This is a genomic window from Collimonas sp. OK242, from assembly GCF_900107095.1.
Taxonomy (GTDB): domain Bacteria; phylum Pseudomonadota; class Gammaproteobacteria; order Burkholderiales; family Burkholderiaceae_D; genus Collimonas.
Genome location: NZ_FNOR01000002.1, coordinates 253,987 through 271,209 on the forward strand (window position 1 = coordinate 253,987; position 17,223 = coordinate 271,209).

Sequence of the window (17,223 nt, forward strand, 5' to 3'; positions counted from 1 at the left end):
CTGCCTCCTTGCTGTCACACGTCATCGCAACGCTTTGATCAACGCCTCGAATTGGACTGCGAGCGATTTATCATGCGGCTTGACGGCAGGCACCGGACGATCGACACGGAGCAATTGATAGACCGCCGCTTGCGCCGCGCGCACCGAATATTCGACGGTGAAAACGACATCATCCGCAATTTCGACGAACTGGCTGATGAAGGCCAGGTTCTTGGAGTTCTGCGGGACCGGCAACGGCCGGTCGCCACGCGTGCGCGGCATGAACATGCTGGTAATGTAGGGCATGCGGCATGGGATGCAGATCGCCTGGGCGAGCGAATCTCGATCGAAGCGCAGATGCCCGCACAGCTCGCGCAGAATTTCCTCGCCGTTACATTCGGCCATCGGCTTGGCGACAAAATTTCCCACTCTGTCCGGAAACAGGGCGTAACCCCAGAATACCTGTACATCATCGGGCTGGCCGGGAAAATGCGGCTGATGCGGCAGCACCACCGACATCAGCCAGTTGGAATCCTTGAATGTTACCAGGCCGCCGGTTCCTGCCTCGTTTCCGCTGAAGTTCTTCATGCCGCTGAAGAACGCCGGATTCTTCGCGGTTACCGTGAACGATTCCCAAGACGACTGGGCAATACAGCTGTTGAAGACGGCGGGATTCCCAAATTCCGGCCTGCCCTGCGCCAGCTTTTCCCACAGCGTCCAGCCGCCGCTGTCAAGCTTGGATAAGGGAGCAGGCGCAGTCGTCATGGAACCCAGGCTGGAGGCATCGGTCATTGAGCCATTTTGAAAGAAAACCAGATCGCCAGGCCGAACTTCGATGACCTCGCTCACGCCTTGCCGCCGGCAGCGGATGGCGCTGACCACGAACATGCCATCGACTGTCTTGTGCTCAAGATCCGTCACCGCGCAATCCATGACGAAACTGACGCCCTCCGCCAGCAGCCAGCTGTGCAGCGGGCGAACCAGGGAGTCGTATTGATTGAAGATGGTGCGCTTGACGCCGCCCAGCGTTTCGATACGTGTGAATTCCAGCATGAAGCGATGTAGATAGCGCTTGAACTCTACCGCGCTGTGCCAGGGCTGGAAAGCGAAGGTGGTGGACCACATGTACCAGAATGCAGTCTCAAAGAAAGGCGGCGACAGCCAATCGGTGATACGGCTGTTGCTTAGAGTGTCTTCGTCCGTATTGCTGAGTTTTAGCAGTTCGGCGCGATCCTGCATCGAAAAACCCATCGACGTCACCGGCGCTTTGCCGCGCCAGCGGTCGACCAGGCGCGCCTTTGAATCAGACCTGTGCAGCTCGTTGAATTCAATGGTTTCTTCAAGCACAGACTGGTTCTTCGCAGTCAGCGACGGAATCGACTTGAACAGATCCCAGGTGCATTCGTAGTTGTCGAAGGTCAGCATACGGCCGCCGCGCATGGAGTAGCCCTGTTCCGGATTGCCGCATCCGTCCAGGCTTCCGCCCGCAACGGCAGCAGCCTCCAGGATGGTGATATCGCTGCCCTGCATCTTGCCGTCGCGGATCATGAATGCGGCGGCCGCCATGGAGCCGATGCCGCCTCCCACCAGATATGCTTTCTTGTTCATTGTCACTGATTCCTCTGAAAATTTATGATCCGTTTTGCTCAGTTCTTGCGGAAATCGATCACCACCCGAGACGCAACGTCGCCATGCTCAAGCCGTTCGAAAACACGATTGATGGCAGATAGCGGCTGCAATTCGATATGCGCCTTGACCTTGCCTTCGGCGGCAAAGGCAAGCGCTTCGGCCATGTCCTGGCGCGTGCCTACGAACGAGCCGCGCACCGTGATGCAATTTGCCACCACGTCGAACAGCGGGAACGGGAATTCGCCTGGCGGCAGACCCACCAGGACGCAGGTTCCGCACTTGCGGGTCATGGCAACGCCTTGCTGGAATGCGCTAAGCGAAGGCGCCGTGATCAAGACGCCGTGGGCGCCGCCGCCGGTCGCCTCTCGCATGGCGGCCACCGCGTCGCCGGCCCGGGCATTGATCGTCAGATCAGCGCCCAGGGCTTTGGCGCTGGCCAGTTTGCCGTCGTCGATATCAACCGCGCAAACGCGCAAGCCCATCACTTTCGCGTACTGGATGGCCAGATTTCCCAAGCCTCCGATACCTGAAATGACTATCCAGTCGCCAGGCTTTGTGTCGGTTTCCTTGATCCCCTTATACGAGGTGATTCCGGCGCAGATAATCGGCGCCGCATCGACGGCCGCAAGACCCGCGGGGATATGGGCGACATAGTTGGCATCGGCCAGGATGTATTCGGCAAAGCCGCCATTCTTCGTGTAGCCGCCGAATTGCGCTGCCGCGCATACCGTTTCGTGCGCCGAAAGACAATACTCGCAATGGCCGCAAGCCGAATAGAGCCACGGCACCCCTACCCGGTCGCCCTCCTTCACCGTGGTCACGCCGGTCCCTATCGCCACGACCAGACCGATGCCTTCATGCCCTGGAATGAAGGGCAACCCAGGTTTTAGCGGCCAATCGCCGTGGGCGGCGTGCAGGTCGGTGTGGCATACGCCGCAGGCTTCGGTTTTCACCAGGATCTGACCGGGGCCGGCAACGGGAATGTCCCATTCCCGTATCACTAATGGTTTGCCGAACTGTTCGACAACGGCAGCTTGCATTTTATTTGTCATGATGCGCCTTTCATTTGGATAAATAAGTGATAGGCGCCAGCGTAACCGCGGCGGCCGGCAGCGTTATTGATGTGAATCAAATTTCCCCGGCAATCTAGGTCAACGCGGCCTAGATCGCAGGCCCCGGATTGGTCGGTGCGGGGATGATATTCACAATCAGCAAAAACAGTTGTTCGAGGTCATATTGCAAATTGCTCCCGGCAAACGGGTCGAGATTGCCAGCGAATGCAGCGTCAACCACAGCCCAGTTCTCTGGCGTCAACAGACGCTGGGCGGCAGGTAAAACCACCTCCTCTTCCAAGCGCATGTGGTTGAAATAAAATTTAGCATATTTCTCCACCAGGTCACGAAACACCGGGAATACGGGGCTGCCCTCTAACTCATAGCGAGTGAGCGCGTGTTCCAGTTCCCGCACCAGCGCTTCACCCAGCGTATGTTGCAACTCCAACTCAGCGAGCGTAGCGTCAAATTCATTTGTACGGTCTCGCAGCAGCTTAAACAGGTACTGGTCTTCCTTTGGATGGTGCACTTGCTCCGGATACTCGCGAATGTAGTAGAGCATCGCGCGAAACACCATTAGTCCGGGCGTTTTTTCGCCTTTATCAATAAGGCGCACAAAATGCAGCATGCCGTGGACCACGATAGCCAATTGCTCGTGCTCGTCCAATATGGTGCGTATGGCATTACGCTGCCGCAGCGATTGCATGATCGACTCCTTCAATTTTCAAGATAACGCTAAAGGTTGCGCCATTCATTAGTGAGTATCGGCCCAGCTACAGCAAGATGTTCGTCCTTGGAAATCGCAGCAGTTGACGTATTGTTAATCGAATTTCCTAATGACAATATACTTATGATGGCGCCAGATGAAAGATGTGGGATTGCCATTTGATTTCCCCTTGATGCGCAGCTGAAACACCATGGCAGGCGAGCGAGACTTTGCGTCATGACAGGAAATAATCTATTAAACGACCTTCACCACCGGTTGTTCAAGTGCTGGCGCCTTATTTAATTCATAAATTTGAGGCATATCAAAAAACTGCCGGATACCTGCCAGAAGCCGACTTAAACTGCGTAAAGTCGTAACCTCAAATGACAGGGGATAGACTGGATGAGCCACTTTGTAGATCGCCTAAAATACTTTTCCACAAAGCGGCCGACGTTTTCCGACGGTCATGGGGCCACGACCCAGGAAGACCGTGGATGGGAAGATGCCTATCGGAAGCGATGGCAGCACGACAAAATCGTCCGCTCTACCCATGGGGTTAATTGCACCGGGTCGTGTTCGTGGAAGATTTATGTGAAAAGCGGCATCGTCACCTGGGAAACCCAGCAAACCGATTATCCGCGAACCCGTCCCGACATGCCTAACCATGAGCCCCGCGGCTGTTCGCGCGGCGCCTCTTACTCGTGGTATCTCTACAGCGCAAATCGCCTCAAATATCCGCTGATCCGCGGCGCCCTGCTCAGGCTGTGGCGCGAAAAGCGCCTGACCCTCGCGCCGGTCGAAGCATGGAGCGCCATTGTGGAAAATCAGGAGGCGCGCGCCACGTATACAAAACGGCGCGGCCTGGGCGGTTTCATCCGCTCGGACTGGGACGAAGTCAACGAAATCATCGCTGCGGCGAACATCCATACCATCAAACGACACGGACCCGACCGGATAGTCGGTTTCTCGCCGATACCTGCGATGTCGATGGTTTCCTATGCCGCAGGCAGCCGTTACCTGTCGCTGATCGGCGGCGTCAACCTCAGCTTTTACGATTGGTACTGCGATTTGCCGCCCGCCTCGCCGCAAACCTGGGGCGAACAAACCGATGTGCCCGAATCGGCGGACTGGTACAACTCGACCTTCATCATGATGTGGGGGTCGAACGTGCCGCAAACGCGCACTCCGGACGCCCATTTCATGACCGAGGTCCGATACCGCGGCGCCAAAGTCGTATCGATTTTTCCCGATTATGCCGAGGGCGCGAAATTCGGCGATATCTGGCTCCATCCGAAACAAGGCACCGATGCGGCGCTCGGACTTGCCATGGGCCATGTCGTGCTGAAAGAGTTTCATGTCGCAGGCAAGAGCGCATATTTCGCGGACTACTGCCGGCGTTTTACCGACATGCCGCTGCTGGTGCGCATCGTCAGACAGGGTGACCATTATGTGCCGGAACGCATGCTGCGTTCGGACGAGTTCGACGATGCGCTCGGCCAGGACAACAATGCCGCCTGGAAGACGGTCGCCATCGATGAACTGAGCGGCAAACTGGTCACCCCGGTCGGATCCATCGGCTTTCGCTGGGGACAAAAAGACGGCGGCGACGCCGGGAAATGGAATCTGCGAGAAGAGGATGTCGCAGGCACGCCGATTCGGCCGCTCATGTCATTTGTGGCAAACCATGATGAAGTACTCGAGGTTGCCTTCCCTTATTTCGGCAACGTCGAACATACACACTTCACGCATACCGGCCATGCCGGCATATTGCCGCGCCGAATCGGCGTACGTAAAATCGCCACCGCCAAAGGCGAAGTGCTGGTAGCGACGGTATACGATCTGTTCATCGCCAACTATGGCGTGGACCAGGGGCTGGGCGGCGCCAATGTCGCCGCCAGTTTCGACGACGACCTTCCCTATACCCCTGCCTGGCAGGAAAAAATTACCGGCGTCAAACGACAGGATGTGATCAAGGTCGCTCGCGAATTCGCCGATAACGCCCACAAGACCGAAGGCAAGTCGATGGTCATCCTGGGCGCCGGCTTGAACCATTGGTTCAACATGGACATGAGCTATCGTTCCATCATCAACCTGCTCGTCATGTGCGGCTGCGTCGGCAAATCGGGCGGCGGTTGGGCGCATTATGTCGGCCAGGAAAAATTGCGGCCGCAAACCGGCTGGTTGCCGCTCGCGTTCGCGACCGATTGGCACCGTCCGCCGCGTTTCATGAACGGCACCTCATTCTTCTACGCGCATACCGATCAATGGCGCTATGAAACGATGAAGGTCACCGAGTTGCTGTCACCGTTGGCCGACGGCAGCAGATTCGCCGACAGCCCGATCGACTATAACGTCCGGGCCGAACGCATGGGCTGGTTGCCCTCCGCCCCGCAGTTCAAGAGCAATCCGCTCGATATCGGCCGCGCGGCTGCCGGCTTGAATGCCGCCGCGCATGTCGCGCAAGGCCTCAAGGACGGCTCGCTTGAAATGTCATGCGTCGATCCGGACGCACCGGAAAATTTTCCGAGAAACCTGTTCATATGGCGTTCCAATTTGCTCGGATCGTCAGGTAAAGGGCATGAATATTTTCTGAAACACCTGCTCGGCGCCGAGCATGGCGTGCAAGGAAAAGACCTAGGTAGCAGCGCGGGACTTTTGCCCAAGGAAGTAAAATGGCATGACCGAGCCCCCGAAGGTAAGCTCGATCTGGTTGTGACGCTGGATTTCAGGATGTCCACCACTTGCCTGTATTCCGACATCGTGCTGCCGACCGCAACCTGGTATGAAAAGGACGATATGAATACGTCCGACATGCATCCTTTCATCCATCCCTTGTCGACCGCAGTTGACCCCGCATGGCAGTCCAAAAGCGATTGGGAAATCTATAAGGGCATTGCGAAAAAATTCTCTGAGTTGAGCGACGGCCATCTGGGCATGGAACATGACGTGGTGCTGTCGCCGCTGCAGCACGACAGCCCCGGTGAAATCGCGCAAACCGATGGCGTTGCCGACTGGGGCCGTCATGAATGCGACCCGATTCCCGGAAAAACGATGGGTAGCGTCACGATCGTCGAACGCGATTATCCGAATACTTATCGCAAATTCACATCGCTCGGACCGCTGCTGGACTCACTCGGCAATGGCGGCAAGGGCATCAGCTGGCAGACCGGAGAAGAGATCGAACAACTTCGGGCATTGAATTATCCGGTCACGGACCAAGGCATATCGCATGGACGGCCGCAAATCCTGTCGGCGATCGATGCGGCCGAAGTGATTCTGTCGCTCGCGCCGGAAACCAACGGCGCCGTCGCGCTCAAAGCCTGGCAAGCGTTGTCCAAGCTCACCGGCGCCGATCACACGCATCTGTCGCGGGCGCGCGAGGATGAGAAAATCCGTTTCCGGGATATCCAGGCCCAGCCGCGCAAGATCATTTCGTCTCCGACCTGGAGCGGGATTGAATCGGAGCACGTGTCATATAGCGCAGGCTATACCAATGTGCATGAACTGATTCCATGGCGCACCTTGTCCGGGCGCCAGCAGCTTTACCAGGATCACGCATGGATGCGGGATTTTGGCGAATCGCTGTGCGTCTATAAACCGCCGATCGACACCCGCAGCACAGTGGGGATGGCCGGCAGCCGTTCGAATGGCAACCCGGAGATCGCATTGAACTTCCTGACGCCCCATCAAAAATGGGGTATCCACAGCACCTACACCGACAATTTGCTGATGCTGACCTTGTCGCGCGGCGGGCCTATCGTCTGGATTTCCGAGATTGACGCCAGAAAAATCGGGGTGATCGACAATGACTGGATCGAAGCCTTCAATCTGAACGGTGCGTTGACCGCGCGCGCGGTAGTCAGCCAACGGATTCCGGTGGGCGCCGTATTCATGTATCACGCGCAAGAGAAAATCATCAACACGCCCGGTTCTGAAATCACCGGAGTGCGCGGCATCCACAATTCGGTGACGCGCGTCATGCTGAAACCGACGCACATGATCGGCGGCTACGCGCAACTCTCCTACGGCTTCAATTACTACGGTACGGTCGGTTCGAACCGCGACGAATTTGTGATTGTACGCAAGATGAACATGGTCGACTGGAAGGATGAATCGACGCCGGCCGTTGCCATCGGCGACCGCCCTATCCTCGCCAAGGATGCCCCGGCATTTGCCGCGAGCGACGAAGAATCCGGAGAAAAACGATGAAAATCCGCGCCCAGATCGGCATGGTGATGAATCTCGACAAGTGCATCGGCTGCCATACCTGTTCGGTTACCTGCAAAAACGTCTGGACCTCGCGGGAGGGGATGGAATACGCATGGTTCAACAACGTCGAAACCAAGCCCGGCATCGGCTATCCCAAGGACTGGGAAAACCAGGATCGCTGGAACGGCGGCTGGCAGCGCCGCGCGAACGGCAAGATCGAACTGCGCGCCGGCAGCAAGTGGCGCGTGCTTTCGCAGATTTTCGGCAATCCTAACCTGCCGGAGATCGACGATTACTACGAGCCGTTCACCTTCGATTACGCCAATCTGCATAATGCCCCCGACGTCAAAGTCGTGCCGGTCGCCCGCCCGCGGTCGCTGATCACAGGCAAACGGATGGAAAAAATAGAATGCGGGCCAAACTGGGAGGAAATCCTTGGCGGAGAATTTGAAAAGCGCAAGCAGGACTATAACTTCGATCAGGTGCAGACCGACATCTACGGCGAATTTGAAAACACCTTCATGATGTATTTGCCGCGCCTATGCGAACACTGTCTCAATCCCGCTTGCGTCGCCTCCTGCCCTTCCGGTGCGATTTATAAGCGTGAAGAAGATGGCATCGTGCTGATCGACCAGGACAAATGCCGGGGCTGGCGCATGTGCGTATCAGGATGTCCTTACAAGAAAATTTATTACAACTGGAAAAGCGGGAAATCGGAAAAATGCATTTTCTGCTATCCGCGTATTGAAGCAGGCCAGCCGACGGTATGCTCGGAAACCTGCGTCGGCCGGATTCGCTATCTCGGCGTCCTGCTTTACGATGCTGACCGTATCCAGGAAGCGGCATCGGCGGCGGACCCGAAGGATTTGTATGAAGCCCAGCTCTCCATTTTTCTCGACCCGAACGATCCGGCCGTGCGCGCGCAGGCGGCCCGCGATGGCGTACCGGACAACTGGCTGGAAGCAGCGCGCCGTTCCCCTGTATATAAAATGGCAATGGAATGGAAAATCGCCTTCCCGCTGCATCCGGAATACCGTACCTTGCCCATGGTCTGGTACGTCCCGCCCCTTTCGCCGATCAATTCGGCCGCCAACGACGGCCGGCTCGGCATGAAAGGCCTGTTGCCGGATGTCGATGCGCTGCGTATCCCGTTGCGCTATCTGGCCAACCTGCTCACGGCCGGCGACGAAGCGCCGGTGCGCCTGGCCCTCAAGCGGATGCTGGCCATGCGCGGCTTCATGCGCGAGCGCCATGTCGAACGTAGAGAAAGCCCCGAGGTACTCGACGAAGTCGGCCTGAGTACGGCGCAAGTCGACGAAATGTATCGTTATCTGGCCATTGCCAACTATGAAGATCGTTTCGTGATTCCCACTGCGCATCGCGAATATGCGGAAGATGCGTTTGACCTGCGCGCCTCGTGCGGCTTCTCGTTCGGTAACGGATGCTCGGATAGCACGCCCGAAACCAGCCTGTTCGGCGGCCGCAAGACTGTCATTACGGAACGCAAGATGATTCCGATACATCCGGTGGGGGAATAGAATGGAAGACAAGCGGCATATCTTCAGCATGTTGAGCGCCCTGCTCGATTATCCCGATCAATCGTTGCTTGACGCGTTAGCGGAGATCCGCGCCACGCTGCCCGTCCATCCGGCGTTCCCGCCAGCGACGCGGGTCGCCCTGATCGGCCTGGTCGACCGGCTGTCGATGCAGCCGCTCATGGATTCGCAAGAAGAATACGTCGAAACCTTCGACCGCGGCCGGGCCACCTCTCTCTATCTGTTCGAGCATGTCCATGGCGAATCGCGTGAGCGAGGACAAGCCATGGTTGATTTGCTCGCCATGTACGAAACGAAGGGACTGTTTCTTGGCAACGGCGAGCTACCGGATTACCTGCCGGTGTTTCTGGAGTTCCTGGCCCAGGAAACGCCTGCACAGGCGTACCGGCTGCTTGGCGAGATAGCCGACATCATCCGGGCGATCGCGGCCAAGCTCGCCGAGCGCGGTACGCCCTATTGCTCTGCGGTTGCCGCATTGCTGCCGCTGGCGGGTGAATTACCGATGAGCATAACGGCGCTTGCCGCGGAACCGCCCCCAGACCAGGAAATCGATGGCCAGGCGCTGGACAAGGAATGGCAAGACGAACCCGTGAGTTTCCTCGGTGCGCAAGCCCCGGCTTGCGCACCAGCCCAGCCCATCCGGTTTTATGAAAAAAGACCAACGCGCTAACCGGTGACCGAGAGTGATCCGGTTTCGGTTGCGTGCGTTTGAAAGAACGATCTTCGTTGGAGACGGCTTATGAATCAGCATTTTATTCAATCATTTATTTTTGGCGTTTATCCTTACATCTGCCTTGCCATCTGGCTCATCGGCAGCCTGATCCGCTTCGATCGCGAGCAGTACACCTGGAAGAGCGATTCGTCACAACTGCTAAGACGCCGTCAATTGCGCCTGGGTAGCAATCTGTTCCATGTTGGCGTGCTGATCGTGATTGCAGGCCATTTCGCGGGTTTCCTCGCGCCGCACTGGATGGTGTCGCCGTTTCTGAATGCATCGCAGCATCAATTCGTGGCGATGGCCGCAGGCGGCAGCGCCGGCATCGTCGCCATCATCGGCTTATCGATTTTGCTTTACCGCCGACTTTCCGATCCTCGAATCCGCATCAACAGTGCGCCTGCGGATATTCTGGTGCTGGCGATATTGTGGCTGCAGCTCGCACTTGGCCTGGCCACGGTGCCGCTGTCGATCGCCCATATGGACGGCGCAATGTTCGAAGTCCTGAGCGATTATGTAAAAGGGATAGTCACGTTTCAGCCGGACGTCGCCGCTCTCCTCGCCCAGGCGCCATTGGTCTACAAGATCCATATCGCGCTGGGATTCACCATTTTCCTGGTTTCCCCTTTTACGCGCCTGGTCCATATCTGGAGCGGCTTGGCGACCGTCACCTATCTGTTGCGCCCGCACCAGATCGTGCGCAAGCGCTAATCCGAGGAATATCCCATGTCCCTCAATACGATTGACGCTCCCGCGGCATCCGACATCGCCGAACTCAGCGTCAACGGCGTCGTGATCGATGCGCAGGCAATTGCAGCCGAAGCGGCGCACCATGCAGCCGGCGCCGATGTTGAACGCGCTGCACGCCTGGCCTTGGCGGTGCGCGAATTGCTGACGCAAAAGGCCGTCGAAAAAGGTTTGTTGACGGCCGGCGCCGGACTCGACGACGCAACCATTGACCATCTGCTTGAGGCCGATTGCCCGATCCCGTGTCCATCCGAAGAAGAATGTCAGCGTTATCATGCAGCGAACTCGCAGAAATTCCGCAGTCCGGATCTGGTTTTTGCGCGTCACATTCTCTTTGCGCTGACAGAGAATGCGCCAATGACGAAGGTCCGCGCCCGTGCCGAAGAAGCCCACCGCGAGCTGGCCCGGCATCCGGATCGATTCGAAGCGCTTGCGCAAACCTTATCGAACTGCCCTTCCGGCCAGGCCGGTGGCAATCTAGGGCAGTTGAGCCGCGGCGAAAGCGTCCCGGAATTTGAGGCAGCCATCTTCGACAGCACGCACATCGGCCTGTTGCCGGGACTGGTCAAATCACGCTACGGTTTCCATATTGTGGTAGTGGAGCGCCGCATCGCTGGTGTTGCGCTGCCTTTCGAAGCGGTACGAGAGCTCATCCAGCGCTATCTCTCGGAGCATGTGCGGCACAAATCGATTCAGCAGTACCTGACACTGTTGGCGTCCGGCGCTGAACTGACTGGCATCACGCTGGAGGTGCGGCCTGGCTTCCTGTTGCAATGACGATCACCATGGGTTGGCATCCGCATCGGATGTCTATTTTATCGGCCTTGCGCCCTGATCTGGAGCAGTCATGACTTCACAAAAAAGTCCCATGCTGGTTTTGTCCGTCACCACGCTGGCGTTTATGGTCTGTTTCGTGGTCTGGATGATGTTCGGCGTGATCGGCATTGGGCTGCGAACCGAGCTTAACCTGAACGGCACCGAGTTCGGACTGCTCACATCCACGCCCGTTCTGACCGGCGCACTTTTGCGTTTACCCTTGGGAATCTGGACCGACCGCTTCGGCGGCCGCCTGGTGATGACGCTGTTGCTGGTCCTTTGCGCCATCCCCGTTTTCCTGATTTCCTATGCGACGGTGTTCTGGCAGTTTCTGGCGATCGGACTATGCCTGGGCGCGGTTGGCGCATCGTTCGCGGTGGGTACGCCCTATGTCGCCCGCTTCTTCCCGCCCGAAAAACGGGGATTCGCCATGGGTTTTTTCGGCGCCGGTACGGCCGGCGCTGCGGTCAACTTGTTCATTACGCCTTCGCTACAGGCGGCCTATGGCTGGCGCGCAGTGCCAAAAATATATGCGCTGGCGCTAATCGCCACCGCAATCATTTTCTGGCTCGGCTCCGCCCCTGATCCAGGCGCCGGCAAAACGCCTGGATCCTTGCACAAACAGTTTCAGATATTAAAGAACCCGAAAGTCTGGAGATACTGCCAGTATTACTCTATCTGTTTCGGTGGCTTTACCGCGTTATCGCTGTGGATTCCGCAGTACCTGAAGGGTGAATTCGGATTTTCGGTGGTCACCGCAGCGGCGCTGGCTGCCGGCTTCTCATTGCCGGGATCGGTATTGCGCGCGCTCGGCGGCGGCCTGGCTGACCGTTTCGGTGCGCATAATGTGACCTGGTGGGGACTATGGGTTGCGTGGGTATGCTTGTTCCTGCTGTCCTATCCCGACACCGCTTTTGTGGTGAGCACGATCAACGGCCCACGCAGCTTCCATATCCATCTGGGAGTCCCCGTCTTCATCGGATTGCTGTTCGTGCTTGGCACGGTATTCGCGTTTGGCATGGCATCGACATTCAAGTATGTTGCCGACGATTTCCCGCAGCAGATGGGTATTGTGACGGGCATCGTCGGCTTAGCTGGCGGCCTTGGCGGTTTCTTGCTGCCGATCTTGTTCGGCGTGATACTGGATTGGCTTGGCATACGTTCAAGCTGTTTTATGTTGCTCTACGGGGTCGTTTGGGTATCATTGATTCTGCTGTATCTATCCAGCGTGCGGCAAGTCCGGATCGATGGCCGGCTAAGTACTTCCTGAGCCGCATTGGGCATGCATCAATACCTAACCATATGGATGAAACAGCATGAATATTTCAAGCTTTGAAGATTTGCTAAGCGCGGCGCGGCAGCAAGCGGAACCGCAGCGTCTGCTTTTCGTATTTACCAAGATGGAGTTGCCGGAGGATTGCAGCGCAGAACAGCGAAGCGACTTCGAGGCAGGCGTCGGCGGCGCATTAACGCCATTGATGTGCCTGGATAAAATACCGGAAGAATTGAGTACCTTTAACGAACTGCTTGAAGAGTCCCGCCAGTTCCTGCTGGATTGGACCATCGTCTTCGTCGCCGCCCTTTCGGGCCGGGACGGGCGCGCGCCAAAAACCGAAGATGCGGAGGCGCCGTTGAACCAGATGGTGGCGGCGATCAAGGCCGGTTCCGCCGGCATGTTCATTCCGTTCGACACGCGTGGCCAGCCCGTATCAATGGCCTCATAGCGACCACTGTATGGTTAATCGCATTAACCAAGCACGAGTACTTGTTTCGTTACTGCCACCGACGCGATATAAGCAAATGTGGCCAACGCCGCGATGAATGCGTAAACCCGTACCGTCTTGGTCTTGCCACGTTTTAATGCGATGCTGCCGATTGCGATGTAGGCAATTACCGCGAGGATCTTGACGGTAAGCCAGTTTTGAACGAACGGATACTGCCCGCTCCAAATTACCATGGTGAGAGCGCTGACGAGGAGCAAGGTGTCGACAGCTTGCGGCACCAGCTTGACCCAGCTCTGCTTCAACATTGCCGATTCACGTAGCATCCATATCCCGCGCAGAAAAAACAAACCGCCGCTGAGCGTGGCGCAAGCTATATGAAAATGCTTGATCGATGTATAGTTCATAGGCGGGGTGCTGCAACAATGGCGGTTTTGAGTTCGCTTGTCCGGCCGGACAAGCGATCTTATGCTGGTCTTCGCCGGCGGCTGACATAATAGTATTGTGTCACGCCAATATGATTTTTTTTGCCGACGTCGCTGATTCCCCTCCTCAAACTACTTCGCCCCTATTTTCTTCGCGATCTCGGCCACGTGCCGGCCCTGGAAGCGCGCGATGGCGAGTTCGTTGGCGCTCGGCCTGCGCGATCCGTCAGCTTTGGTGAGCGTCGAGGCGCCATAGGGTGTGCCGCCGGTGATTTCGTCCATGTTGAGCAGCCCCTGCTCTGAATAAGGCACGCCGACAATCACCATCCCTTGATGCAGCAGCGTACTGTGGAAACTGGTGAGCGTGGTCTCCTGCCCGCCGTGCTGGGTCGCGGTGCTGGTGAAGACGCTGCCGACCTTGCCGATCAGGCCCCCGTTCATCCACAGTCCGCCGGTCTGATCGAGGAAGTTGCGCATCTGGGCGCACATGTTCCCGAACCGGGTAGGCGTTCCGAAAATGACAGCGTCGGCGTCTGTCAGTTGCTCCGCAGTGATCACTGGAATATGTGCAAATGACGCGCGTGCCGCCTTGGCGCCGCTCTTTTCGAGTATGTCGTCGGGCACCAGCTCGGCAACCTGGTACAGCGCAACATCTGTATCGGCGACCTCGCGTGCTCCGGCGGCGACGGCTTCGGCCATCTCATAAACATGTCCGTACATGCTGTAGAACACCACTTGTATTTTGGTTGTCACGGAAGCTCTCCTTTAGATGGTACGTCAAATATCGGATAGCGCCTGGTTGCTGATTGGCGTTCATCCTCAAAAAACACGGAAAAACTGAGCATGCGGTGGTTTCAGGCATCGGCTTGGCCGATTTTGCCAAATTCCACAGGCAGCTTGACATAGAACATATGCACACCCTCTTGCAGCAAAAATTCGAATAGGCGATCCGACTCCTCTTCGCTCACGACCATGGTGACTTCCACCGGTTGATCTGCAAGTTCGAAGAAATGCGCCGAATGAAATCGCCGGTCATGTCCGTATCCGATGGCGCCGGTAAAAACGGTTGCCCCGCGAATGCCATGTGAATGTGCAACATCGAGCAGCCAGTTCGATAGCTGCTTGCCCTTGTGGCGCCGATCCTGCTGCGTAAAGAATTCTAGCTGAAAGCCTTTCATGCTGCCTCCGCCAAGAGGATGGTCCCGCTATCAGTATAGTTGGCGCTCGTCTAATATGAATCGGTGGCAAAGGAATTGTTGAGGATTTGCGCATATCAATATGTTGCATATTTGCATATTTGCATATTTGCATATTTGCATATTTGCATATTTGCATTATTTTCCTATCCATTTCATGGCGTTTCATCGAATAAGGAGCAAGTGCGATGTTTACCGAAATGAAACATCATCACCTTCGTGACTATTGGACTGCCCATAGCGACGGTATGGGCAATTGGCAAAAAGTTTTGAAATTTTTTGTGACGCTGATTGCTGTCTGCCTGGCTATCGTCATCTTTTTTGATGTCAATACCCTGCTGACGGATCTTTTACGATGGATAGGCAGCGATTGTGTCTGGTGCGCGGTAGTCCCATCTTGATCATGTCGAGAAATTATCAGCGTTGAGGCGTAATATCGTTCATAGCACCCAAATTTATATTCAATTTTCCTAACCCTGCTCAGTTTGGCGGAGAGTGGCGAATGATAAGCGAACGCACTGATTTTGTAGGCGCTTACGGACAAAAGCTGGCGGCGCGGCTCGATGCGCCGTCAGGCGAACCGCAAGCCTTTGCCCTGTTTGCCCATTGTTTCACTTGCGGCAAGGACATTTTCGCTGCCAGCCGCATCGCGCAGGCGCTGACCAGCCATCACATCGCCGTACTGCGTTTTGACTTCACCGGTCTCGGCGCCAGCGAAGGCGAATTCGCCAACACCAATTTTTCCTCGAATGTGGCGGATCTGATTGCCGCTGCCGACCATATGCGCCAGGTTTATCGCGCGCCGGCGCTTATCATCGGCCATAGCCTGGGTGGCGCTGCGGTGCTATCCGCTGCCGCCGACATTCCGGAAGTCCGCGCGATCGTTACCATCGCCGCTCCCAGCGATCCGAGTCATGTCATCGGGCTGTTCCGGGATAAAATCGGGGAGATCGAAGTCAATGGCGAAGCGGAGGTGCAGCTGTCCGGCCGTCGGTTCAGGATCAAGCACCAGTTCCTGCAGGATGCCAGGGAGCAGCAATTGAACCACAAGATCGCCCACCTCAGGAAAGCATTGCTGGTGATGCATGCGCCGCGCGACACCACCGTCGACATCTCGAACGCCATGCATATCTTTACCGCGGCAAAACACTCGAAGAGCTTTATATCGCTCGACGATGCCGATCATCTCCTGACGCGCAAACAGGACGCGACCTATGTGGCAAACATGATCGCAGCATGGAGCCATCGCTATGTTTCGTGATATCCCACTCAAACTCGGGCTGCCGCCGCCAAGTCCGCTCTACTTCATTGCGGCGCGTCGCCAGACATGAGCATCACCATGACGCCGCCACGCTTGCTGCGTGTGACCGATGCCGACGGCATCAACCGGATTGAAGTCAGCGGCACCTGGCTGTTGCGCGTCATCTTGCCGGATGTCGCCACCTTGCGGCCGCAATTGACGCAATACGCCAAAGACGACACTGCCAGGTGGGACCTGCGCGCGATCCAGCAACTGGACACCGCAGGCGCGTTGTTCCTGTGGCGCATGTGGGGCCGGCGGCGGCCGGATATCCTGCTCAAGCCGGAATACGAAGAGATGTTCGCCAATCTGGCCGCACAACCATTTTCACCTCCGCCGCCGGTGCCGCGCGATCGGCTCGCGCTGCTGGTGAAACTTGGCCAGGGCCTGCTGTCGTTCTGCAAGAGTCTGCGGCTCATCACGATCCTGGCCGGCAATCTGCTGCTGGACGGGCTGTATCTGCTGCGCCACCCAAGTGATATCCCTTGGCGCGAGATCTCCGCCAACATCCATCGCACCGGCAGCCAGGCGCTGGCCATCACCGCACTGGTTGGATTTCTGGTCGGCGTGGTGCTGAGCTATCTGTCGTCTATCCAACTGAAAAATTACGGCGCCGACGTCTTCATCATCAATATCCTGGGCTTAGGCATTGTGCGCGAACTAGGGCCGATACTGGCCGCCATCCTGGTCGCCGGACGTTCGGGTTCCTCGATGACGGCGCAACTCGGCGTCATGCGCGTGACCCGCGAACTCGACGCCTTGTCAGCCATGGGCATCTCCCATACCCAGCGCCTGGTGCTGCCGAAGGTCGTGGCGCTAGCCATCACCCTGCCGCTGCTGATTATCTGGAGCGACATGGCCGCGCTGCTCGGCGGCATGTTGTCGGCCTACCTGCAGCTAGACATCGGTTATCGGCAGTTTCTGCACGGCTTGCCCGCCGCAGTACCGATCGCCAACCTGTGGCTAGGCTTGTGCAAGGGTTCCGTATTCGGCATGCTGGTCGCGTTGATCGCCTGCCACTACGGATTGCAGATCCAGCCGAACACGGAAAGCTTGGGTGCCAGCACCACGGAATCGGTCGTTACTTCGATCACTATCGTGATCGTCGTGGACGCGATATTTGCCGTGATTTTTTCGAATGTGGGTTTCTAGGGCCGGTTAACAATGAACAA

General features: G+C 57.0%; 16 protein-coding genes. 10 read left to right on the forward strand and 6 right to left on the reverse strand.

Annotated elements, in window-relative coordinates; translation table 11 throughout:
• Positions 1 to 21: 21 nt before the first annotated feature.
• The 3 genes from BLV81_RS02765 to BLV81_RS02775 form a co-directional block, all read right to left on the reverse strand.
• Complete coding sequence (locus BLV81_RS02765) at positions 22 to 1,593, reverse strand: oleate hydratase (RefSeq protein WP_092352160.1); 1,572 nt, start codon at positions 1,591 to 1,593, stop codon at positions 22 to 24.
• Between the two features lie 32 nt (positions 1,594 to 1,625).
• Complete coding sequence (gene adhP, locus BLV81_RS02770) at positions 1,626 to 2,660, reverse strand: alcohol dehydrogenase AdhP (RefSeq protein ID WP_092352162.1); 1,035 nt, start codon at positions 2,658 to 2,660, stop codon at positions 1,626 to 1,628.
• 109 nt (positions 2,661 to 2,769) lie between these two features.
• Positions 2,770 to 3,366 (reverse strand): hemerythrin domain-containing protein, encoded by a 597-nt coding sequence (locus BLV81_RS02775; protein WP_092352164.1) that lies wholly within the window; start codon positions 3,364 to 3,366, stop codon positions 2,770 to 2,772.
• Positions 3,367 to 3,768: 402 nt separating this feature from the next.
• Between BLV81_RS02775 and BLV81_RS02780 the strand changes: the two genes are divergently transcribed.
• The 7 genes from BLV81_RS02780 (at position 3,769) to BLV81_RS02810 (ending at position 13,133) form a co-directional block, all read left to right on the forward strand.
• Complete coding sequence (locus tag BLV81_RS02780; protein ID WP_092352166.1) at positions 3,769 to 7,575, forward strand: nitrate reductase subunit alpha; 3,807 nt, start codon at positions 3,769 to 3,771, stop codon at positions 7,573 to 7,575.
• A complete protein-coding gene (narH, locus tag BLV81_RS02785; protein ID WP_092352168.1) occupies positions 7,572 to 9,113 on the forward strand; it encodes a nitrate reductase subunit beta in 1,542 nt (513 codons plus the stop codon). The genes BLV81_RS02780 and narH overlap by 4 nt, the downstream gene beginning before the upstream one ends.
• A 1-nt stretch (position 9,114) precedes the next feature.
• Complete coding sequence (gene narJ / locus BLV81_RS02790; protein ID WP_092352170.1) at positions 9,115 to 9,801, forward strand: nitrate reductase molybdenum cofactor assembly chaperone; 687 nt, start codon at positions 9,115 to 9,117, stop codon at positions 9,799 to 9,801.
• Between the two features lie 69 nt (positions 9,802 to 9,870).
• Positions 9,871 to 10,557 carry a respiratory nitrate reductase subunit gamma gene (gene narI / locus BLV81_RS02795; protein WP_092352172.1) on the forward strand — a complete coding sequence of 229 codons (687 nt, stop codon included), beginning with the start codon at positions 9,871 to 9,873 and terminating at the stop codon, positions 10,555 to 10,557.
• 15 nt (positions 10,558 to 10,572) lie between these two features.
• Entirely contained in the window at positions 10,573 to 11,370 is a 798-nt protein-coding gene (locus BLV81_RS02800) for a peptidylprolyl isomerase (RefSeq protein WP_092352174.1), read from the forward strand.
• Positions 11,371 to 11,440: 70 nt separating this feature from the next.
• Positions 11,441 to 12,679, forward strand: coding sequence for an MFS transporter (locus BLV81_RS02805; RefSeq protein WP_255364894.1), 1,239 nt, complete (start codon positions 11,441 to 11,443; stop codon positions 12,677 to 12,679).
• Positions 12,680 to 12,725: 46 nt separating this feature from the next.
• Positions 12,726 to 13,133, forward strand: coding sequence for a ribonucleotide reductase subunit alpha (locus tag BLV81_RS02810; RefSeq protein WP_092352178.1), 408 nt, complete (start codon positions 12,726 to 12,728; stop codon positions 13,131 to 13,133).
• 23 nt (positions 13,134 to 13,156) lie between these two features.
• Here BLV81_RS02810 and BLV81_RS02815 read toward each other — a convergent pair whose 3' ends face one another.
• The 3 genes from BLV81_RS02815 to BLV81_RS02825 all read right to left on the reverse strand — a co-directional run bounded on the left by BLV81_RS02815 (position 13,157) and on the right by BLV81_RS02825 (position 14,733).
• Positions 13,157 to 13,537, reverse strand: a complete 381-nt coding sequence (locus tag BLV81_RS02815) for a SirB2 family protein (RefSeq protein WP_092352180.1) — start codon at positions 13,535 to 13,537, stop codon at positions 13,157 to 13,159.
• Between the two features lie 150 nt (positions 13,538 to 13,687).
• Positions 13,688 to 14,275, reverse strand: a complete 588-nt coding sequence (gene wrbA, locus BLV81_RS02820) for an NAD(P)H:quinone oxidoreductase (RefSeq protein ID WP_369823792.1) — start codon at positions 14,273 to 14,275, stop codon at positions 13,688 to 13,690.
• A 134-nt stretch (positions 14,276 to 14,409) separates the two neighbouring features.
• On the reverse strand, positions 14,410 to 14,733 hold the full coding sequence (locus tag BLV81_RS02825) for a DUF190 domain-containing protein (RefSeq protein WP_092352184.1): 324 nt from the start codon (positions 14,731 to 14,733) through the stop codon (positions 14,410 to 14,412).
• A gap of 206 nt (positions 14,734 to 14,939) precedes the next feature.
• On the opposite strand from BLV81_RS02825, the gene BLV81_RS02830 reads away from it, so the two are divergent.
• The 3 genes from BLV81_RS02830 (at position 14,940) to BLV81_RS02840 (ending at position 17,203) form a co-directional block, all read left to right on the forward strand.
• Positions 14,940 to 15,152, forward strand: coding sequence for a hypothetical protein (locus BLV81_RS02830; RefSeq protein ID WP_092352186.1), 213 nt, complete (start codon positions 14,940 to 14,942; stop codon positions 15,150 to 15,152).
• A gap of 101 nt (positions 15,153 to 15,253) precedes the next feature.
• Positions 15,254 to 16,012, forward strand: coding sequence for an alpha/beta hydrolase family protein (locus BLV81_RS02835; protein WP_092352188.1), 759 nt, complete (start codon positions 15,254 to 15,256; stop codon positions 16,010 to 16,012).
• A 66-nt stretch (positions 16,013 to 16,078) separates the two neighbouring features.
• The gene (locus BLV81_RS02840) at positions 16,079 to 17,203 is read left to right on the forward strand and encodes an MlaE family ABC transporter permease (RefSeq protein WP_092352190.1); all 1,125 of its coding nucleotides are present in this window, start codon (positions 16,079 to 16,081) and stop codon (positions 17,201 to 17,203) included.
• Positions 17,204 to 17,223: the final 20 nt, after the last annotated feature.